Source organism: Shinella kummerowiae, assembly GCF_009827055.1.
GTDB lineage: Bacteria > Pseudomonadota > Alphaproteobacteria > Rhizobiales > Rhizobiaceae > Shinella > Shinella kummerowiae.
Map to the genome: position 1 here is coordinate 462672 of NZ_WUMK01000003.1, position 14740 is coordinate 477411.

At 64.6% G+C, this 14740-nt stretch carries 12 protein-coding genes; 9 read left to right on the top strand and 3 right to left on the bottom strand.

What is annotated here, in order from left to right; translation table 11 throughout:
- Positions 1–131: 131 nt before the first annotated feature.
- Positions 132–1010: a LysR substrate-binding domain-containing protein gene (locus GR138_RS09840; RefSeq protein ID WP_160858846.1), complete on the bottom strand. Its 879-nt coding sequence runs from the start codon at positions 1008–1010 to the stop codon at positions 132–134.
- 109 nt (positions 1011–1119) lie between these two features.
- On the opposite strand from GR138_RS09840, the gene GR138_RS09845 reads away from it, so the two are divergent.
- The 5 genes from GR138_RS09845 to GR138_RS09865 all read left to right on the top strand — a co-directional run bounded on the left by GR138_RS09845 (position 1120) and on the right by GR138_RS09865 (position 7459).
- Positions 1120–2646 (top strand): ABC transporter substrate-binding protein, encoded by a 1527-nt coding sequence (locus GR138_RS09845; RefSeq protein WP_160858848.1) that lies wholly within the window; start codon positions 1120–1122, stop codon positions 2644–2646.
- 267 nt (positions 2647–2913) lie between these two features.
- Entirely contained in the window at positions 2914–3585 is a 672-nt protein-coding gene (locus GR138_RS09850) for a dimethylsulfonioproprionate lyase family protein (RefSeq protein WP_160858850.1), read from the top strand.
- Complete coding sequence (locus tag GR138_RS09855; protein WP_160858852.1) at positions 3582–4535, top strand: ABC transporter permease; 954 nt, start codon at positions 3582–3584, stop codon at positions 4533–4535. Before GR138_RS09850 ends, GR138_RS09855 begins: the two co-directional genes overlap by 4 nt.
- Positions 4532–5410 carry an ABC transporter permease gene (locus tag GR138_RS09860; protein WP_160858854.1) on the top strand — a complete coding sequence of 293 codons (879 nt, stop codon included), beginning with the start codon at positions 4532–4534 and terminating at the stop codon, positions 5408–5410. The genes GR138_RS09855 and GR138_RS09860 overlap by 4 nt, the downstream gene beginning before the upstream one ends.
- Before the next feature lie 3 nt (positions 5411–5413).
- Positions 5414–7459: a dipeptide ABC transporter ATP-binding protein gene (locus tag GR138_RS09865; protein ID WP_160858856.1), complete on the top strand. Its 2046-nt coding sequence runs from the start codon at positions 5414–5416 to the stop codon at positions 7457–7459.
- Here GR138_RS09865 and GR138_RS09870 read toward each other — a convergent pair.
- On the bottom strand, positions 7454–8719 hold the full coding sequence (locus tag GR138_RS09870) for an NAD(P)/FAD-dependent oxidoreductase (RefSeq protein WP_160858858.1): 1266 nt from the start codon (positions 8717–8719) through the stop codon (positions 7454–7456). The two genes, GR138_RS09865 and GR138_RS09870, sit on opposite strands and share 6 nt — an antisense overlap.
- Before the next feature lie 65 nt (positions 8720–8784).
- Positions 8785–10188 carry an aminotransferase-like domain-containing protein gene (locus GR138_RS09875; RefSeq protein ID WP_160858860.1) on the bottom strand — a complete coding sequence of 468 codons (1404 nt, stop codon included), beginning with the start codon at positions 10186–10188 and terminating at the stop codon, positions 8785–8787.
- A gap of 222 nt (positions 10189–10410) precedes the next feature.
- On the opposite strand from GR138_RS09875, the gene GR138_RS09880 reads away from it, so the two are divergent.
- From GR138_RS09880 to GR138_RS09895, 4 genes are all read left to right on the top strand, one after another.
- On the top strand, positions 10411–11490 hold the full coding sequence (locus GR138_RS09880; RefSeq protein WP_160858862.1) for an ABC transporter ATP-binding protein: 1080 nt from the start codon (positions 10411–10413) through the stop codon (positions 11488–11490).
- Between the two features lie 39 nt (positions 11491–11529).
- Positions 11530–12579: an ABC transporter substrate-binding protein gene (locus GR138_RS09885; RefSeq protein ID WP_160858864.1), complete on the top strand. Its 1050-nt coding sequence runs from the start codon at positions 11530–11532 to the stop codon at positions 12577–12579.
- Positions 12580–12649: 70 nt separating this feature from the next.
- Positions 12650–13906, top strand: a complete 1257-nt coding sequence (locus tag GR138_RS09890; RefSeq protein WP_160858866.1) for an ABC transporter permease — start codon at positions 12650–12652, stop codon at positions 13904–13906.
- Positions 13906–14727 (top strand): ABC transporter permease, encoded by an 822-nt coding sequence (locus tag GR138_RS09895; RefSeq protein ID WP_160858868.1) that lies wholly within the window; start codon positions 13906–13908, stop codon positions 14725–14727. Before GR138_RS09890 ends, GR138_RS09895 begins: the two co-directional genes overlap by 1 nt.
- Positions 14728–14740: the final 13 nt, after the last annotated feature.

Genomic DNA, 14740 nt, shown 5'->3' on the forward strand with positions numbered 1-14740 from the left:
GCTCAAACCCTTCGTCATGGGCGGGTAATTGGCGATCTTGCCGTCGCCAATGGTGGTGTTGCGGCCTTCGGGATGTGATCGGGTCGCTGTTGCAGGTCGTTTCTGTTCAGGGTCACGCTTTGCGGCGTGAATCAAACCAGGCCCTGGATCCACTGCAGGAACTTGCGCATCGCCTTTTCATTGCCCCGCCGCTCCAGGTGGACGAGATACCATCCGCCGAGCTGCATGACGTCGGAGCCCAGCGGCGCAACGAGCGTGCCGGCGGCGATATCGGCTTCGACGAGGAACTGCGGCACGACCACCAGCCCCTGTCCGTTGATCGCCGCCTCGATGGCAAGCAGGTTGCTGTCGAAGAGCGGCGCGGATTTCTGCGAAACGCCCGTGGCGCCGACGCTTGCCGCCCATATCGCAGCGTCCTCAGTGGTTCCGCTGACGGCAAGGAAGGAGAAATGCCGCAGATCCTCCGGTGTCTTGATGGCGCGGGCGATGGCGGGCGAGCAGACGCCGACGAGCCGCTCCCGGCGCAGGAGCGTATAGGACAGGTTCGGCCGGTTCGGCGTGCGCGTGTAGATGAAACCGATATCGGCGCGATCCGGATTGAATTCCCAGTCGAGCAGGCTCGCATCGAGGTTCACGGCAACCTCGGGAAAGGCCTCCTTGAACGTCTGCAGTCGCGGTATCAACCATCGCACGGCGACCGTCACATAGACCTGCACCGTCAGCGAGACCGGCGCATGCGTCTGGCGGATGAGATCGGTGGTCAGCGCGATCCGGTCAAGCGCGTCCTGCACGACGGGGAAATAGATTGCGCCCGCCTCGCTCAACTCTACCCGCCCAGGCAGGCGCAGGAATAGCGGCGTGCCGAGATGGCGCTCCAGCGAGGCGACCTGGTGGCTGATTGCCGATTGCGTCACGCGCAGCTCTTCGGCTGCCGCCTTGAAGCTGACGAGCCGTGCCGCCGCCTCGAAGGCTCGCAGCGTCGTCAGAGGAGGCAGAGTACGCCGGACCATGCTTGTCAACCCACATGAATTTTACTCATGTAGACGTTAATTCTAATCGTTTGCAAGGCGGCGGGCATCTTTTCATACTCGGGCCATAATCAAAAAATGGGGAACCGAAATGAAGAGACATCTTCTGAAGGGCACGGCGCTCGCCGTGGCCATGAGCGCCTTTGCGCTTTCCGCAATGCCCGTCGCCGCCCAGGAAGGCTGCGTTCGCGTGCTCGGCTACGAATCCGACGGCGAAAAGCAGACCATGGACCCAGCCGCGCTGATCGGTACCGACAGCGTCTACCATATCCGTTCGATCTACGAGCCGCTGGTCGACCGCAGCAACACCATGCAGCCCGTGCCGGTTCTGGCCGAATCCTGGGAGGCCAATGCCGATGCGACGGAATGGACCTTCCACCTCCGCAAGGGTGTGAAATTCCACGACGGTTCGGATTTCGACGCCAAGGACGTCGTCTATTCCTATAAACGCCTGCTCGATCCCGCCGTTTCGCCGGGCGGCTTCTCGACGCTTGCCTTCCTCGACGCCGATGGCATCACCGCCGTTGACGACCACACGGTGCGCTTCAAGGTCAAGCGGCCGGTCGTCGAACTGCCGATGCTGATCGCCACGAAATATGCGCTGATGGTGCCTGAAAACGCCAAGGCCGAAGACCTGCGCATGAAGGGCAACGGAACCGGCCCCTTCGTGCAGGAAACGTTCACGATCAACGGCGCCGTGCGTGTGATGCGCAAAAACCCGAATTACTGGCGCGCGAGCCTGCCAAAGGCCGAATGCCTCGAAATCACCACCAGCCTGGAGCCGACCTCGCGGCTTTCTGCGCTGCTGTCAGGCACGGTCGACCTGTCTTTGACCGTCGATCCCGCAAGTCTCATCACGCTGAAGGACAATCCCGCCGTCGAGCTCGTCGCAACGCCGGGCGCAACCTCACTCTATCTAGCCGTCTGGACCGACACGCCACCGTTTGACGACGTCCGGGTACGCCAGGCGATGAAGCTGGTGATGGATCGCCAGAAAATCCTCGACACGGTGCTGCTCGGTTACGGCGAGGTCGGGGCCGACACGCCGATCCCGCTGTCCTCGCCGCTCGGCCTCGGCACGCCGGCAAAATCGGTCGATATCGAGAAGGCGGCGGCGTTGCTTGCCGAAGCCGGCCACGCCGATGGTATTGATTTCGACCTCTACACCTCGGATTCCTATCCCGGCATGATGCTGCTCGCCCAGGTCTATGCCCAGATGGCAGCCCCCGCCGGCATCCGCGTCAACGTCATCACCTCGCCGGCCGAAGGCTATTGGGACACGATCTGGCTGAAGAAACCGGCCGTCATCTCCTACACCAGCGCCCGCCCGCCGGCCGAAGCCCTGACATTGTCGCTGAACAGCAAGTCGGAATGGAACGAGACGCACTGGAAACGCGACGATTTCGACGCGCTCGTCGTCAAGGCCGGCCAGACGGCGGACGAGACACAGCGCAACGACCTCTACCGCGAGGCCCAGCGCGTCGTCGCGGATGAAGGCGGCATGATCCTGCCGGTCTTCACGTCGGTCGTCGCGGGTCTGCGCAAAGGCTGCACCGGCTATACGCCGAATGTCGACGTCAACCGTATCGACTACGCTGCGCTGGCTTGCAGCGAATAAGCCGCCTGCCTATGGGCAGGACGATGCCGATTTCCCCTTCTCCCCCACGGGGAGAAGGTGCCGGCAGGCGGATGAGGGGGAGGTTGAAGGCGCAAAAGATTGTACTGATCCGTCTGCACCAGCCCCCTCATCCGACCCTTCGGGCCACCTTCTCCCCATGGGGAGAAGGGAAACTTGGCACCGCCCTGCCATGAGCGACAACCCGCCTTCCCTGCCGAGACCACACACATCCACGACACGCATCGCCCCGTGGAAGAGGATACCTGCATGACCACGTCCGCCCTCAAAACCTTCCTCGACCGTTTCGCCGATGCGCTCGACCATGACGACCGGCCGATCTCCCGGTCCCACGCCCGCCGACTGCGTCAATTGGCCGGGCACCTGCCGCAGGTGTCGGATGCTTCGCCGAGCCGGGTGCCGGTCCAGGCCGCCTGCGAGGCGGAGCTTGCCGTCTACGCCGCGCAATCGCCGCTCGCCCGTGCACTCGCCGATCTCCTGCCTTCCCTCCACATCACCCGCAGCAAGAACTACCTCGCCAACCCACCGAGCGGCGATTTCGGCGAGAACTATGGCTATGGCGTCATCTGCGGCCCCGAGGGCGGGCCGCCGACGCTGATCCGCGATCCCGAGATCGCCTTCGGCCTGATGTTTCTCGGCCCGAAGACCCACTATCCACTGCACCACCACCCGGCCGACGAACTGTACTACACCGTCACCGGACCCTCCTTCTGGCGCGCCGGCACGGCGAACTGGACCGGCCACGGCACCGATGCGATCATCCACCATCCGCCATGGCTGCCGCATGCGACGCTTTCGGCGGACCGGCCGCTCGTGCTGCTCTACATCTGGGAGGGCGACCTCGACACCGACGCCGCCTTCATTCCCGATGCCGTGACGGCAGAAGCCGCACTTTCCTCCCTGGGGCTCGAAGCGCCATGAGCATTTTTCGCCTTCTCGCCAGCCGAATCCTGTTTTCCGCCCTGACACTGCTGCTCGTCTCTATCCTGATCTTCCTGATCCTGGAAGCGCTGCCGGGCGACGTCGCCACCCGCATCCTCGGCCGCGAGGCCACTGCCAAGGCGCTGGAGGTTTTGCGCAGCCAGCTCCACCTCGACCAGCCCGCGCTGGTGCGCTACTTTCAGTGGCTCGGCGATTTTCTGCGCGGCGATCTTGGCACGTCGATTGCCACCGGCCGCCCGATCGCCGATGTGCTCGGCCCGCGCATCGTCAACACGCTGCTGCTCTCGCTGTTCGCCTTCGCCCTCTATATCGTGCTGGCGCTGGTTCCGGCGATCATCCAGGCGGTGAACCGCGGCAAGACGATCGACAACGTCATCTCGGTCATCACGCTCCTCCTGCTCTCGCTGCCGGATTTCCTTCTGGCGACGATGCTGCTCTTCCTCTTCGCCGTCGCCGTGCCAATCCTGCCGGCGCTCGCGACCATCTCGGAAAACAGCACCTGGCAGGAGATGCTGCGCGCCATGGTGCTGCCGGCCGTCACGCTCGCCATCATGATGGCCGTCTATGCCATCCGTGTGCTGCGCGACAGTCTGATCGAGGTGCTGCGTTCCGACTATGTGCGCCTTGCCGAACTGAAGGGCCTGCGCCCCCGCGCCGTGCTCTTCCGCCACGCGCTTCCGAACGCCATCGTGCCGGCGCTGAACGTTACCGCGCTCAATCTCGGCTTCCTCATCGGCGGCGTCGTCATCGTCGAGCGCGTCTTCTCCTATCCGGGCTTCGGCACGCTTTTGATCGACGCGCTGCAACTGCGCGATATCCCGCTCATCAAGGCGACCGTGATGATCAGCGCCGCCGTCTATGTCGCCGCCAATCTCGTGGCGGACGTGCTCGCCGTCCTGCTCCAACCGCGCCTGAGGACCAGCCGATGACATCAGTCACCTCTACCCCGTCCAGGCGTTTCAACGCCGCCCGCTGGCGCGCAACGCCCGGCCCGTTCAAGGTCGGCGCGATCATCCTTGCCGCCCATGCGCTCTTCGCCATCGTCGGCGCCGTCTGGACGCCCTACGGTTATGCCGAAATGGGCGCGGGCCTACCGCTGTCGGGCCTCTCGTGGGGCCATCCGATGGGACTCGACCAGATCGGCCGCGACGTCTTCAGCCGCTTCATGCACGGCGCGCATATCGTGCTGCTGCTCTCCTTCGCCGGCACCATCCTCGGCATGGTCGCCGGCACCACGCTCGGCCTCCTCTCCGGCTATGTTGGCGGCTGGTTCGATGCGGTCACCCAGCGCGTGGTCGAGGCGATGATCAGCATTCCCTTCCTGGCGCTTGCCCTCGTCATGATCATCGCTGCCGGCCCGGCGCTCGCCGGCGCGCCGGTGCTCATCGTCTTCGTCGTCGGCCTCGTCTATGCGCCACGCATCACCCGCATCGCCCGGGCCGCCGCCATGGAGATCGCGACGCGCGAATATGTCGCCGTCGCCGAACTGCGCGGCGAAGGCACCTGGTCGATCGTCTTCCGCGAAATCCTGCCCAATGCCGCAAACGTGCTGCTGGTCGAGTTCTCGCTGCGCCTCAGCTATGCGCCCATCCTCATCGGTGCACTCGGCTTCCTCGGCTTCGGTATCCGCCCGCCGACGCCGGAATGGGGGCTGATGATCAGCGAAAACCGCAACCTGCTGATCGCCTCGCCCGTGACGGTGTTTGGCCCCGGCCTCGGCCTTGCCTCCCTCGTCATCGGCTTCAACCTTTTCACCGACGGCCTGTCGCGCATGCTCGGCCAGCGGCCCGTCGCGGGAGCGTAAGACATGAAAAAGCTCATCGAAGTCCGCAATCTCAACATCGCCTATGGCAGTGCGGCCGGCTGGACCAATGTGGTGCAGGGCGTGTCCTTCGAGATCGCCCGCGGCGAGGCCTTCGGCCTAGTCGGCGAATCCGGCTGTGGTAAATCCACCGTCGCCTACCGCCTGCTCGGTTATGGCACGATCAACAGCCTGGTGCAGACCGGCGAAGTCATCTTCGACGGAATCGACCTGCTGAAACTCGACGCCACCGCCCTGACGCGCCTGCGCGGCAGCCGCATCGCGTTGGTACCGCAGAACCCGACGACCTCGCTCAGCCCCGGCATGCGCGTCGGCACGCAGATCCGCGAGATGATCGCCACGCACAGGGCGCTGCCGCCGGGCATGGCGATGGAGACCCGCATCGTCGAGCTTTTCGCGCTCGTCGGCCTGCCCGATGTCGGCCATCGTTATCCGCACGAACTTTCCGGCGGCCAGCAGCAGCGCGTGACGATCGCCATGGCCGTCGCTTGCAATCCCGACCTGCTGGTACTCGACGAGCCGACCACCGGTCTTGACGTCACCACCCAGCGCCAGATCATTCAGCTTCTTGCCGACCTGCGCGCCCGCATCGGCATGGCGATGCTCTACGTCACGCACGACCTTGCGCTGCTCGCCCAGATCGCCGACCGCGTCGGCGTCATGTATGCCGGCCAACTCGTGGAAGTCGCGCCCTGCGAAACGCTGCTTGCCGCCCCGGCGCACCCATATTCCCGTGGCCTCATCGCCTCCATCCCCACCATGGACGGCGCGGCCCAGCCGGGCCAGGGCCTGCGCGGCGTGCTGCGTCGCGACCAGATGTCGACAGGCTGCAAGTTCGAGCCGCGCTGCGATTTTGCCGCCGCCGCCTGTCGCACCACGCCGCAGGCACTTGAACCGGTTACGGGGGCCCGCACCGTCGCCTGCATGCGCTGGCGCGAGGCCGTCGCGCCGCATGTCCCGGTGCTGGTCAAGCGGGAAGACAAGAAGACCGCCGAAGTGCCGAAACGGGTGCTCTCCGTCGCCGACCTCGCGCTCTCCTATACACGCCCCAGCCTGTTCGACCGACTGCTTGGCCGCAGCAGCCCCGCCGTGGTGCGCGACATCGATCTCGACCTCAGGGCCGGCGAGGTGGTGGCGCTCGTCGGCGAATCCGGCAGCGGAAAATCGACGATCGCGCGCGCCATCAGCGGCCGCCTGCCGCCCCGCGCCGGCATTATCAGCCTTGATGGTGCAGCACTTGCACCGGCATTGAAGGACCGTTCGGTCGAGGAGCTGCGGCAGATCCAGTATATCTTCCAGAACCCGGACGCCTCGCTCAATCCGCGCCGACGCATCCGCGCGATCCTGGCGCGTCCCGTCGACCATTTCGGCATAGAGGTAGACGACAAGGCGTTGGAAACCGTGCTCGACAATGTCGGCCTGCATGCCGGGTATCTCGACCGCTTTCCCGAACAGCTCTCCGGCGGCGAGCGCCAGCGCATCGCCATCGCCCGCGCGCTGCTGGTCAATCCGAAACTGCTGATCTGCGACGAGATCCTCTCCGCCCTCGACGTCTCGGTGCAGGCACGCATCGTTGAACTGCTCCGCTCGCTGAAGGAAAAACACGCCGTCGCGATGCTCTTCATCTCGCATGACCTGGCCGTGGTGCAGGAATTCGCGGACCGCGTTGCCGTGCTCTACCGCGGCGAACTCATGCAACTCGCCGACACCGCCACGCTGCTTTCCGAACCGCTGCATCCCTATACTGAAATGCTGCTGGAAGCGGCTCCCAGCCTTCGGAAGGACCACTACGTCTCTCGCCCGCCGGCGGTTCCGAATTCGAAGGCCGCACAGGGCGTCGGCTGTCCTCTTGCCGGGCGTTGTCCGCGCCAGATCGGCAGCCTCTGCGCCGAGACCCGCCCTCCCCTTCAAACCACCGGCAATGGCTTTGTCCGCTGCCACCTGGGCGTCGAGGCGTTGCCAGTCCATTCCACACCAACAGACGCTCGTGACCCCTCCGTGCAGAAGGTTTCCTCTCAACGTTCTCTATAGGCGGCGAATGGGACGCAGCGCCGTGACGTCGAGGTGTGTGGCTCGGTCGGAGATCAGGTCACTCAGCAGCGCTCCCGTGACGCCCGCAAGCGTCAGGCCGAGATGACCATGACCGAATGCATAGATAACCCGCTCGGTTCGGGGCGACTTACCAATAACGGGAAGCGAATCCGGCATGGAGGGGCGCAAGCCAAGCCATTCGGACGTGCCCGTTCCAGCAGCGGGCAAGAGCTTTGCGACCGCGTTGCGGATCACGGACGTGCGCCGTTCGTTGAGCGGGGGCGCAAGGCCGGCGAGTTCCACTGTGCCGGCCGCGCGCAGGCCGTCAGCCATCGGCGTCATGTAGAAACCGTGCTCCGTATAGCAGACGGGGCGCCTCAGAAGGCCGCGGCCTTGCGGGAAGAGAACGTGGTAACCACGCTCCGTATCGAGACGGATGTGATCGCCGATGCTGGCGCCCAGGCTTTTCGACCAGGCGCCGGCCGCCACGACAATGCGGTCGGCGCCCAGTGTCTCATCCGCGAGGACCGCAGTTGCACTTTCCGCATCAATGCGCAGACCGCGCACATCACCCGTGATGAAGCGGCCACCGCGCGCAAGCACGGCTTTCGCGAGGCGGCGGGCGAGCTGCTCAGGGCTCGCGACGACATAGGCGTCCTTGAACAGCACGCCGCCGGCATAGTTTGCGGGGAGATTGGGTTCGAGGGCGCGGATATCGTCGGCGGAAAGACGGGCGAGGTTGACACCGTGGCGGGAGCGGAAATCGGCATCGCGGTCGGAGGCCGCACGGTCGGCGTTCGATTTGTAGAGATAAAGGCAACCATGCTCCTCGCGAAGGTCCATGGCACCTGCCTCCTCCATCAGCGGCCGCCAGGCGGCGTCAGCCTGTTTGAGCAGCGTTGAAAGCGTCGCGGCGATGCGCTCCACCCGGCCTGTACGGCTGGCAGAGAGGAAGCCAAGCAACCAGGGGGCAAGGCGAGGCAGATATTTCCAGTCGATGGCAAGCGGACCGAGCGGATTGGCGAGCATACCGGGCACGCGCCAGGCCACACCGGGCGTGGCGACGGGCACGACGCCGTGCGGTGCGATCGTGCAGGCATTGCCGTAGGAGCAGGCGTGGCGATAGTCCGAACCGTCGAGCGGCGGTGCCCGATCGACGATCGCGACGCGGTGGCCGTCGCGCAACAGCGTGAGGGCCGCGGTGAGGCCGATGAAGCCGGCACCGATGACGATGATCGATTGCTTGTGTGTTTCCGTCAAGCGCACTCCTCCCCTGGCGCGGATGAGCGTCAGCGCCAGCCCTTTGATTTTAAAATGAAACGTCTCTAGGCGTGGCCGATCAGCGCGCGTGGGCGATCAGCCAATGTCGACACGACGATGCGTAGCGCGGAGGCAAGCTCGTCACGCGAGGCGGCGCAGGCGATGTTGATGCGCACGGCATGTTCCACCGGCTGGCGATCGCAGGCGAAGGCGCTGGCCGGCATTACAGCGACGCCATGCGCGCTCAGCGTCGCGGTAAAGTCCTCCGACCGCCACGGTGCCGGCAGGCGCAGCCAGAGGAACATGCAACGCGGATCGGCACCGAAGCTGTGGCCGGTGAGAAGCGTCGCAGCCAGCGCATTGCGGGCACGTAGTTCGGCGAGCTGGGCCTTCAGGATGCTCTTTGCCGTGCCGTCTTCCAGCCAGCGAGTCGCGACGAGCAGCGACACGGGCGACGGCATCCAGGAGGTCGTGCGGATCGCCTCCGCCGTTACCAGTGCAAGGCCGGGCGGGCAGGTCAGGTAGCCGACACGCAGGCCGGGCGCCAACGCCTTGGAGAGTGCGGAAATGTGGTAGGTGCGGTGTGGCGCCAGCGTGAAAAGCGCCGGTGCCCGGTCGCCGAGCATCGGGCCGTAAACGTCGTCCTCGATGATGACGACATCATGCCGCTCACAGACTTCGACGAGTTCGCGCCGGCGGCGCTCGCTCATGGTGACGACGCTCGGATTGTGCATGGAGGGCGTGGTGAAAACCGCGCGCACGGTCTCGCGGCCGCAGACGGCTTCGAGTTCACTCGCCGACAAACCCTCCTCATCCGTGCCGACGCCGACGATCCGGAAGCGGAACATCGCGGCAAGCGCCTTCAGGCCGTAATAGGTCAGCCGGTCGGAAACGATGACGTCACCGGGCTCGATGATGCTGCTGACGACGGCCAGCAGCGCGTGCTGTGCGCCGCTGGTCACCACGATGTCCGCTGCCGCGGGCGTAAAGCCGTTCAGCGAGATCCACTGGCGCCCCGCCTCGCGTGCCCAGGCCGGCCCCTCCGGCGGCTGGTATTCCTGCATTTGCGCGAAACGCGGGTCTTCGGCCAGGTGCGGCAGGGTCTCGGCGAGGCGCTGCTGGAAATCATCCACCGCGGGGCGGTTGACGGTGAGATCGATAATCCCGGTCGATTTCGTCGCCCGGTCGACGCGCGGCATGGCAGCCTCCGCGCGCACAATGGTGCCGCGGCGCGTGCTGCCGACGACAAGGTTGAGGTTCTGCAATTCGCGATAGGCGCGCGTGACGGTCGAGACATTGACCGAGCGTTCCCGCGCAAGATCGCGCTGCGGCGGCAGCTGGCTGCCGGGTGTCAGTTCCCCGGCGCGGATCTTCGCCTCCAGCTCTGCGGCAAGCTGCAAATAGGCCGGCAGGCGCTGCGGAAGCCTTTGTGTGGTTTTTTCCTTGGTGTTTTCTTTATCGATAGCCATACAAAAATCCGCTGCGGCCTGAATTGCGAACCGCCAAACCCGGCGAAACCATCAAATATCGTCGATTTTTTCGCTGATAGCAGCTTTTTGCCGGAAAAGCGATGGGCATAGTAGGGCAAGACAAAACAATTTGTGTGCTTGACAATCGGAATCATACCGAGACAATATCTCCACACACCGAGACAAAGGGACGGGAACCCCGCCGGTGCAAGGAGGCTATTCATGACAGAGCGATTCATCGCCTTCGAAGGCGTGCGCAAATCCTATGACGGCAAAAGCTATGTCGTGCGCGGACTCGATCTCGATGTCGCCAAGGGCGAATTCCTGACGCTGCTTGGCCCCTCCGGCTCCGGCAAGACGACAACGCTGATGATGCTGGCGGGTTTCGAAATCCCGACGCACGGCTCGATTACCCTTGCCGGCCAGCGCATCGAGCGCGTGCCGCCGCATCGCCGCAATATCGGCGTCGTGTTCCAGAACTACGCGCTCTTCCCGCATATGACGGTCGGCGAAAACCTCGCCTTTCCCCTGAAAATGCGCCGCCTGCCCAAGGCCGAGGTGACGGAGCGCGTGCGCCACGCGCTCGACATGGTGCGCATGGCGAGCTTCGAAAGCCGCCGGCCCGCGCAGATGTCCGGTGGCCAGCAGCAGCGCATCGCGCTTGCCCGCGCGCTGGTGTTCGAGCCACAGCTCGTACTGATGGACGAACCGCTCGGTGCGCTCGACAAGCAACTTCGCGAGCATATGCAGCTCGAAATCAAGCACCTGCACGACCGGCTCGGCATCAATGTCGTCTATGTCACGCACGACCAGAGCGAAGCGCTGACCATGTCGGACCGCGTCGGCGTCTTCAACGACGGCACGCTCCAGCAGATTGCAACGCCGCACGACCTCTACGAGGCGCCGGACAATCCCTTTGTCGCGACCTTCATCGGCGAGAACAATGCCATTGCAGGCGAGGTGATGGAGCTTTCCGGCGGGACTTGCCGCATCCGCGCGAGCGATGGCTCGCTGATCGCGGCGCGGGCCGGCGTGGGCCTCAAGATCGGCGCGAAGACGACGCTGGTTCTGCGCCCGGAGCGCATAACGCTTGCCGCCGCCGCATCCGGTCCGAACCGGTTTCGCGCCCATGTGCACGAGCTCATCTATCACGGCGACCATCTACGGCTGCGCGTCAGCGTCTGCGGTTGCGACGATGTGCGCATCAAGGTTCCCGCGGGCAGCGTCGAGACGCCGAAGCCGGGCACCGACATCGATATAGGCTGGGCCGAAGGCGATTGCCGGGCGCTCGCCCTGTCCTGACGACAAAGCAACAACCTCCAACCAAATAGGAGACTGCACATGGGAACGATCATAAGACTGCTGCAGACGTCTGCGCTTGGCCTGGCACTCGCCACGCCCGCGCTTGCGGAGGACACGATCACCGTCACCTCCTGGGGCGGTGCCTATACCAAGAGCCAGGAGCAGGCCTTCTTCGCCCCCTATGCCAAGGAGACGGGCGTCAAGATCCTTCAGGACGAATGGGATGGTTCGACGGCAAAGCTCAAGGGCATGGTGGAGACCGGCCAGGTAACCTGGGACATCGTCGATGTCGAGCCGGGCCATGCGTTGCAGGGCTGTGACGAGGGCTGGCTCGACGAGATCGACTATTCCAAGGTCGGCGGCAAGGAGGCCTTCATCGACGGTGCGGCGATGGATTGCGCGGCTGCGACCATCGTCTTCGGCACGATCTATGCCTATGACGCGGAAAAATTCCCGAACGGCGGCCCGACGACCATGGCTGACCTGTTCGACACGGAAAAGTTCCCCGGGCCGCGCGCTTTGCGTAAGGCACCGAAGACGACGCTGGAATTCGCGCTGATCGCCGATGGGGTGAAGCCTGCCGAGGTCTATGACGTGCTCGGCACGCCCGAAGGCGTCGACCGTGCCTTCAAGAAGCTCGATACGATCAAGAAGGACGTAAAAGTCTGGTGGACGGCGGGCGCACAGCCGCCGCAGCTTCTCGCCGACGGCGAAGTGGTGATGACCACCGCCTGGAACGGCCGTATCTACGACGCGGTGAAGAACAGCGGCAAGAACTTCAAGATCGTCTGGGACGGGCAGGGCATGGACTTCAACCTCTGGGCCCAGCCGAAGGGTGCCGCCCACAAGGAGGCCGCCGACAAGTTCATCGCCTATACGCTAACCCCCGATGTGATGGCGCGGCAATCGCAATACATCTCCTACGGGCCGACGCTGAAGGCGGCGATCGAAAAGGTGCCGGCGGACATTCTCGCCGACCTGCCGACCGCACCCGACAACACCAAGACCGCCTTCGTGGTCTCCGCCGAATTCTGGGCTGACCATGACGAGGAGCTGACCGAGCGCTTCAACAAGTGGCTCGCCCAGTAATCGTCTTTCCTGCGGGCAGGTTCATTCTCCTGGCCTGCCCGCATTTTTCTCTCATGGCCGGGAGGTGGACATGGCAATGGTGCTGAGTGACGAAACCGTCAAGACCGCGATCGATACGGCGGCGCTGACGCGGCGGCTGCGGCTTTTAAGACGCAGAAGCCAGGTGAAGGCGCTGCTGCTCGTGGCACCCCTCATGATCTTCCTCGTTTCGGTCTTCGTGCTGCCGATCGGGGTCCTGCTGACGCGCAGTATCGACAACAGCGATGTTTCGCGCGCACTGCCCACCACGGCCGCAGCGCTCGCCACCTGGAACGGACGCGATGTCCCGGGCGAACCGCTCTTCGCAGCACTCGCCGCCGACCTGAAAGCCTCCTCCCGCGAAGATGTCGCCGAAGTCGCCAAGCGGCTGAACAATTACGAAAGCGGCATCCGGTCCTCGCTCCTGAAGACCGCCCGCAACATCCGCAATGCGCAGGCGCCGTTCCAGGCGGCGTTCATCGATGTGGATGCGCGCTGGGCAAATCCCGAACGCTGGTCCGTCTTCAAACAGGCCATGCCTAAGATGACGGATTTTTACCTGCTCGCCGCGCTCGATCTCCAGCGCAGCGAGATGGGCCAGATCACCGGTGTCACGCCTAAAAATGCCGTTCATCTCGACGTGCTGCTGCGCACCTTCGCCGTCAGCCTGTCGGTCACGATCCTCTGCGTGCTGACGGGCTATCCACTCGCCGCCCTGATGGCGCGTTCGAAGGGCTGGGTCGCCAACGCGCTGCTCATCCTCGTTCTGCTGCCGTTTTGGACATCGCTTCTTGTGCGAACCAGCGCCTGGGTCGTACTGCTGCAAAGCCGCGGCGTGGTCAATTCCGGGCTAATCTGGCTCGGCCTCATCGATGCCGCCCAGCCGCTCGATCTCATCTACAACCGCATCGGCGTGCTGATCGCCATGACGCATATCCTGCTGCCCTTCATGGTGCTGCCGATCTATTCCGTGATGAAGAGCATTCCACCCGTCTACCTGCGTGCCGCCTCTTCGCTCGGCGCCCCGCCCTTCTCGACCTTCTGGCGCGTCTACCTGCCGATGAGCATGCCCGGCGTCAGCGCCGGCGGGCTGCTCGTCTTCATCCTGGCACTCGGCTACTACATCACGCCCGCCCTCGTCGGCGGTCCGCGCGATCAGATGGTCAGCTATTTCATCGCCTATTATGCCAACCAGGTGACGAACTGGGGTATGGCGGCGGCGCTCAGCGCCATCCTGCTGGTCGCCGTGCTCATTCTCTACGCGATCTACAACCGCCTGATCGGCATCGACCGGCTGAGGATTGGCTGATGAACACCGCACTCTCCTTCAACCGCCTTGTTACGCTCGGCCTGTGGGTGGTCGGCGGCGGCACCGCGCTCTTCCTCATCGCGCCGATCGTCGCGATCGTGCCGCTGTCCTTCAATGCGGAGCCCTTCTTCACCTATCCGATGCCCGGCCTGTCGCTGCGCTGGTACGAAGAATTCTTCGCCTCCGACGTCTGGCAACTCGCGCTACGCAACAGCATCATCGTCGCCATCTTCGCGACGATCCTCTCGACCATCCTTGGCACGCTTGCCGCCATCGGCCTTTCGCGCAGCGACTGCCCGGCGCGCGCCACGCTGACGGCCATCCTGATCTCGCCGATGATCGTGCCGGTCGTCGTCGCCGCCGTCGGCATCTATTACGCCTTCGCCGCCGTCGGCCTGCTCAATTCCCTGACCGGCCTGGTGCTTGCCCATACCGTGCTCGGCGCGCCCTTCGTCGTCGTCACCGTCACTGCGGCCTTGAGCGGCTTCGACCAGAATTTGATGCGCGCCGCGGCAAGCCTCGGCGCACAACCGGTGGAAGCCGTCTTCCGCATCATGCTGCCGCTGATCGCCCCCGGCGTGGCCTCCGGTGCGCTGTTCGCCTTCGTCACCTCCTTCGACGAGGTGGTGGTCGCGCTGTTCATTGCGGGCTCCGAAGAGCGCACCCTGCCGCGCCAGATGTGGAGCGGTGTGCGCGAGACGCTGAGCCCAACCATCGCCGCCGTTGCCACCCTGCTCATCATCTTCTCGACGCTCTTCCTCGCAACGATCCAATGGCTGCAACGGCGGGCCGAGCGCCAGAAGCTTACGCAGTTCGAGTAAACGAGAGAAACGA

Coding starts and splice junctions, on each gene's coding strand:
- GR138_RS09890 (WP_160858866.1), top strand. CDS start 12,650: ATGGCAATGGTGCTGAGTGACGAAACCGTCAAGACCGCGATCGATACG.
- GR138_RS09840 (WP_160858846.1), bottom strand. CDS start 1,010: ATGGTCCGGCGTACTCTGCCTCCTCTGACGACGCTGCGAGCCTTCGAG.
- GR138_RS09880 (WP_160858862.1), top strand. CDS start 10,411: ATGACAGAGCGATTCATCGCCTTCGAAGGCGTGCGCAAATCCTATGAC.
- GR138_RS09875 (WP_160858860.1), bottom strand. CDS start 10,188: ATGGCTATCGATAAAGAAAACACCAAGGAAAAAACCACACAAAGGCTT.
- GR138_RS09855 (WP_160858852.1), top strand. CDS start 3,582: ATGAGCATTTTTCGCCTTCTCGCCAGCCGAATCCTGTTTTCCGCCCTG.
- GR138_RS09860 (WP_160858854.1), top strand. CDS start 4,532: ATGACATCAGTCACCTCTACCCCGTCCAGGCGTTTCAACGCCGCCCGC.
- GR138_RS09850 (WP_160858850.1), top strand. CDS start 2,914: ATGACCACGTCCGCCCTCAAAACCTTCCTCGACCGTTTCGCCGATGCG.
- GR138_RS09865 (WP_160858856.1), top strand. CDS start 5,414: ATGAAAAAGCTCATCGAAGTCCGCAATCTCAACATCGCCTATGGCAGT.
- GR138_RS09885 (WP_160858864.1), top strand. CDS start 11,530: ATGGGAACGATCATAAGACTGCTGCAGACGTCTGCGCTTGGCCTGGCA.
- GR138_RS09845 (WP_160858848.1), top strand. CDS start 1,120: ATGAAGAGACATCTTCTGAAGGGCACGGCGCTCGCCGTGGCCATGAGC.
- GR138_RS09895 (WP_160858868.1), top strand. CDS start 13,906: ATGAACACCGCACTCTCCTTCAACCGCCTTGTTACGCTCGGCCTGTGG.